The 3851-nt window shown below is 42.4% G+C and carries 5 protein-coding genes; 2 read left to right on the top strand and 3 right to left on the bottom strand.

Annotated features, from left to right (window positions below):
* The first annotated feature begins 206 nt into the window (after nt 1-206).
* Complete coding sequence (locus Q7J27_15265; GenBank protein MDO9530499.1) at nt 207-740, top strand: TIGR00725 family protein; 534 nt, start codon at nt 207-209, stop codon at nt 738-740.
* 240 nt (nt 741-980) lie between these two features.
* On the opposite strand, the gene Q7J27_15260 is transcribed toward Q7J27_15265, so the two are convergent.
* The 3 genes from Q7J27_15260 to Q7J27_15250 form a co-directional block, all read right to left on the bottom strand.
* The gene (locus tag Q7J27_15260; GenBank protein ID MDO9530498.1) at nt 981-1181 is read right to left on the bottom strand and encodes a cold-shock protein; all 201 of its coding nucleotides are present in this window, start codon (nt 1179-1181) and stop codon (nt 981-983) included.
* A gap of 213 nt (nt 1182-1394) precedes the next feature.
* A complete protein-coding gene (locus tag Q7J27_15255; GenBank protein ID MDO9530497.1) occupies nt 1395-1589 on the bottom strand; it encodes a hypothetical protein in 195 nt (64 codons plus the stop codon).
* Nucleotides 1586-2485, bottom strand: a complete 900-nt coding sequence (locus Q7J27_15250; GenBank protein MDO9530496.1) for an MBL fold metallo-hydrolase — start codon at nt 2483-2485, stop codon at nt 1586-1588. Before Q7J27_15250 ends, Q7J27_15255 begins: the two co-directional genes overlap by 4 nt.
* 256 nt (nt 2486-2741) lie before the next feature.
* On the opposite strand from Q7J27_15250, the gene Q7J27_15245 reads away from it, so the two are divergent.
* Nucleotides 2742-3545, top strand: a complete 804-nt coding sequence (locus Q7J27_15245) for an AAA family ATPase (protein MDO9530495.1) — start codon at nt 2742-2744, stop codon at nt 3543-3545.
* The last annotated feature ends 306 nt before the right edge of the window (nt 3546-3851 follow it).

The raw sequence follows: 3851 nt of genomic DNA, 5'->3' as shown, positions 1-3851 counted from the left end.
TAAAGTTTGAAGTGCCTAAAGTGAGCTAAAGTTAATGTACACGCCTTCGGCGCGGTCAAATTCGAAACAGGCTGCGCTGAAAGCGCATTTTTTAACTTTAGGCACTTTAGTTCACTTTACACTCTTAACTAAATCTTGCTGCTTGAACTGGTACCAATATCTGCGCAAAAAACGCAGTTGTTGAGAATAAAGACTGAGGGGGGATTATGACTCTGGAGGGAGAGAAGATGTCAAAACTTTTAGTTAACCGGAAACCTTTTATTGTCGGCATCATGGGAAGCCACAAGGGGAATCCCGCCACAATGAAAAATGCCTATCGCCTTGGAGAAGGAATTGCCAGAAAAGGTCATGTTCTCCTTACGGGAGGGGGGGATGGTCTGATGAAGGCAGCTTCCGAAGGGGCACATCGAGCCGGAGGCTTAGTGATTGCCATACTCCCCAGTGAGAGGAAGTTCCCTCTTAAAGGATATCCCAATGAATTTGTTGATATCCCTATCTATACCGGCATGTCTGATGCCAGAAATGTAATCAATGCCAAGACACCGCATCTTATGGTTGCACTGAGCGGTGGCTCAGGCACCCTTTCTGAAATAGCCGTTGCACTGAAGAGCGGGACCCCCGTTGTTGGTCTCCACTGCCCGGAATTTGAAATCGAGGAAGAAGGAATTTTAATAAGGGTGGAAACAGTTGAGGAAGTTCTTGAAGAGATAGATAAGTTTCTGAAAAACAAAAAAACTTAGAGTCTGTCCGAAAACGCACCAAAGTTGTCATTTCGAGCGGAGCGAGAAATCTTATTGTATTGAAAATACGTTGGTTTTAGATTTCTCCCTGGCCCAGACCTGGCTTGCATGGACAGCAGAATTACCCAAAGATGTCGCGCCAGGGCAGGCCCTTTGGTCGAAATGACATAAAGACCTATTCTCGGACAGCCTTTTAGGGGGGGGTCGCCCCTTGGAAGCTAAGGCACGACCCCCGACATGTTACAGAAGTTTCACGTTTTCCGCTGCCGGGCCCTTATCACCCTGCTTGACATCGAAGCTCACGCGCTGGCCCTCATACAAAGTCTTGAAGCCACTGCTTTCAATAGCACTGAAATGAACAAACACATCGCTGCCGTCATCCTGTTCGATGAAACCGAAGCCTTTACGTTCATTAAACCATTTTACCTTACCTTCTGGCATCGCTTATCCTCCTTTCTCAAAATTTTCCAAAGTCGGATTACCACAATGACAGAAAGCAGAAAGCCACCAAAACTCTGAAGAGCATGGTGGCAACCCTTTACACTTTAAATTGTCTGTGTTCATACCCAACTTTTGCTATACCTCTTGATCCGCATGCAATCACTTTATGTTATCAAGAGGAGTAAAATATATAGTGTAAAATACATATTAAAACTAATTCTTTATGTCAAGGGCTTTTTTAATGACCCCAAAATAGACTTTGACCCTTCCAACGCAGTAGGACAGGCGTCTCGCCTGTCCATAATGGTGAATCGCCGTGGACAGCCGAGACGGCTGTCCTACTGGATGGGGAAGACAGACTTTATTTTCAATGTCTATTTTGGGGTAAAGAAATTTTCCATACTTCATTCTGCGAGATAGGCTCTCATGCCCCTGATACTGTTGAAGGAGAAACGTTTTTCCCGGTCCTGTACGTCACCGGGAAGAGAGTGATAATGAGCCATCCCCCGGTTATTTTTCAGTAGTTCCTCGAAGACGGCTTCTTCAAATGGTTCACTTCCGGCCCGATAATGCTTTTCTACCGTGGCGAGCCAATTGTCTAACTGATCAAATGCTGTATCAAATACATTTACTATGTCTTGCCTGCGTCCATAGTGACCAAAACAGATGTGTGAAATATCGGCAGCAGCAGCTTTTTCCATGGAGTTTCGATAAATATCGTAGTTAAATACTGGTGGTGTTGCTATTCGAAGATAAAGGCCGTTTTTTAGCGGGTAGTTAACCCCTGCAACTTCTCCTGCAAATAGGATGTCATCAACTTGATAACACAAATGATGGGGTGCATGACCTGGTGTTTGTAATACATTGATGACTGTCTCTCCTTCTTCGATACAATCTTTGTAAAAAATATTGTCTTCGGGTATCGGTACAATTTCTCCGTATACCTCTGCGACGTTACCCAATATCTTCCGGGTTCCTTCCCACAATTTGCCGGGATCGACCATGTGGCGAATGCCTTTGGGATGACAGTTGATCTTAACATCCGGATAATGTTCCAACAGCAGTCCGGTGCCCCCTGCATGGTCAATATGAATATGAGTTAAAAGAATGTAGTCGATTTTTTTTACCTGCTGCTTTTTCAGTGCATCTACAAGAACAGGAATAGAGGATCGAGGACCGGGGTCTACTAAGATTGTCAAATCACCGGGGGTGAATATCCAACTGCTGATGAAATTTCGGAACCCATCTAAAGGTTGGTCTAAATCTACTAAATATAGATTTTCCATGGATTTATGAATTGTCATTGTCGAAATCCCTCCCGTATTTTTCATTTGACATCAAAATCTTATCTGGTACAGTAGCAAAAAATAGACCTTTGTCAATGAGATATACCCTGAAATAGACATTGAAAATAAAGACTGTCCTCCCCATCCCGTAGGACAGCCGTCTCGGCTGTCTAAGCGATTCACCATTATGGACAGGCGGGACGCCTGTCCTACTGTGGTTGGAAGGGTCAATGTCTATTTTTGAGATATATGTGGCCGTTGAAGGAGTTCAGGAATGTATTTAGAGTACTGGGGACTTAAAAGATTTCCCTTTGAAAATGTTCCAGATCCGAATTTTATGTACTATTCACCAGAGCACGAAGAAGCACTGGCCCGGTTTCTCTATGTGGTAAAAGAAAATAAGGGTATGGTTTTGCTTACAGGGGAAATTGGCAGCGGAAAAACAACGTTAAGCAGGGTCTTGATACAACAGCTTTCCAATATAAAGTTCGATGTAGCATTGATTATAAATCCAGTTCTCGAGCCCATGGATTTTTTAAGGGAGATTCTGTACAATCTTGGTGTTAATTTTGATAAGGATAAGAATTTTCACAAGTCGGATTATTTAAACATGTTACATGAAAAAATACTGGAAAATGTTCGCAACAGTACGGCTACTTTGCTAATATTTGATGAAGCCCATTTAATACCAGATAAAACCTTTGAAGAGATACGTTTGTTATTAAATTTTCAGTTAAATGATAAATTTATGTTAACAATTATATTGCTTGGCCAGCCGGAGTTGAGGTCGATTATTAAAAATATGAAGCAATTAGACCAGAGGGTCGCAATAAGGTATCACTTGAATCCACTTAGTTATAATGAAACAGTGAGGTATGTGGTGTTTCGTTTTAAAAAGGCCGGTTTGACCAGAAATATCATCACGCGACAGGCGGTAGATGAGATATACCGCTATTCAGAAGGGCTGCCAAGGCTGATAAATAACATTTGCGACATTAGCCTTATGACAGGATTTATCTCAAAGGCAAGGATTATTGATTCCAAGATTATCAAAGAAGCCGCACGGGATCAGGGCTGATTTGTAGCAGCCGATCCCCCATTAAGTCTTTCCTTTTTCGAAGATCATCAAAAACCTTCCGTTTTACTTGACTGCTAAACTGGACAATCTCGTAAAAAGTCGTAAACTGCACCATTTGTCATCCTGAACTCGTTTCAGGATCTCACTTGTTTCAGCATCTAATTATTTCAGCAAGTTCAAGACCCTGAATGATCCTGAAACAAGTTCAGGACATGATTTTGGGTGACAAAAAATGACTTTTTCCTTGGCCGCTAAACTTTAAAGATACGCGACAGGACTTCCCTGATTCGGTTAAGATAGTATCTG

Source organism: Syntrophales bacterium (genome assembly GCA_030655775.1).
Taxonomy (GTDB): Bacteria; Desulfobacterota; Syntrophia; order Syntrophales; family JADFWA01; genus JAUSPI01.
Note: the sequence above shows the minus strand (reverse complement) of the source record. Positions and strands in the feature narration are given on the sequence as shown.

What these genes read in the sequence shown, in the direction of transcription:
- Q7J27_15265 (MDO9530499.1), top strand. Translation starts at nt 207, where the DNA reads ATGACTCTGGAGGGAGAGAAGATGTCAAAACTTTTAGTTAACCGGAAA.
- Q7J27_15260 (MDO9530498.1), bottom strand. Translation starts at nt 1,181, where the DNA reads ATGCCAGAAGGTAAGGTAAAATGGTTTAATGAACGTAAAGGCTTCGGT.
- Q7J27_15255 (MDO9530497.1), bottom strand. Translation starts at nt 1,589, where the DNA reads ATGAAGTATGGAAAATTTCTTTACCCCAAAATAGACATTGAAAATAAA.
- Q7J27_15250 (MDO9530496.1), bottom strand. Translation starts at nt 2,485, where the DNA reads ATGACAATTCATAAATCCATGGAAAATCTATATTTAGTAGATTTAGAC.
- Q7J27_15245 (MDO9530495.1), top strand. Translation starts at nt 2,742, where the DNA reads ATGTATTTAGAGTACTGGGGACTTAAAAGATTTCCCTTTGAAAATGTT.